Consider the following 563-nt stretch of genomic DNA (forward strand, 5'->3'; position numbering starts at 1 on the left):
GTCATATGGCACTCGATAGCCGCCGGACTGATGGTCTTGAACCGGCCGGGAAAGTCAGCCGCCAGACGCCGGTGCACCGCGAAGGAGGTGCCATCGTGCAATAACACCTGCTTGAACGCGCCGAGGGAGGCCGCTTTGAGTTGATGGTCGATACGCAAGGCGATGGCCCGTTCGACCAGCGCTTTCATAAACAGGGCAAAGCTCTCTTTACGCAGCTGATTGTGAAACGGTTTGTAAGAAACCTGATGCTCTTTCGTCAGCTGCAAGGCATTGAAATGACGGTGTAAGCTGGCAATGTCATTGACCTGGTCGCCCCCCATGGCCCGCAACAGTGCAGGTACGAGCATGGCAGGGGTAATGGCGCGCTGACGCAGACAAAACTTGCAGAGCCGAGCAATGCGCTCGAGTGCGGCGGGAGCCAGGAGTTGCTCCAGATAGTGATTAGCATTAATAATGGTCATAGGCTTCGCGCGTGTTGATTTTGTTTGGCGATAAAATTAGATCACAAACGAAGCCTTTTTTATATCTATTTCAATTGGTTGGCGCTAAAGATCCTGTACATG

Annotated in this window: 1 pseudogene; it reads right to left on the bottom strand. The window is 52.9% G+C overall.

The window, feature by feature from the left end:
• Positions 1-461: pseudogene (locus tag ACNPAA_RS21050) on the bottom strand (IS4 family transposase); the annotation flags it as partial.
• Between the last annotated feature and the right edge of the window lie 102 nt (positions 462-563).

Source organism: Aeromonas sp. PS2Canimalfood6, from assembly GCF_048276795.1.
Lineage (GTDB): Bacteria > Pseudomonadota > Gammaproteobacteria > Enterobacterales > Aeromonadaceae > Aeromonas > Aeromonas caviae.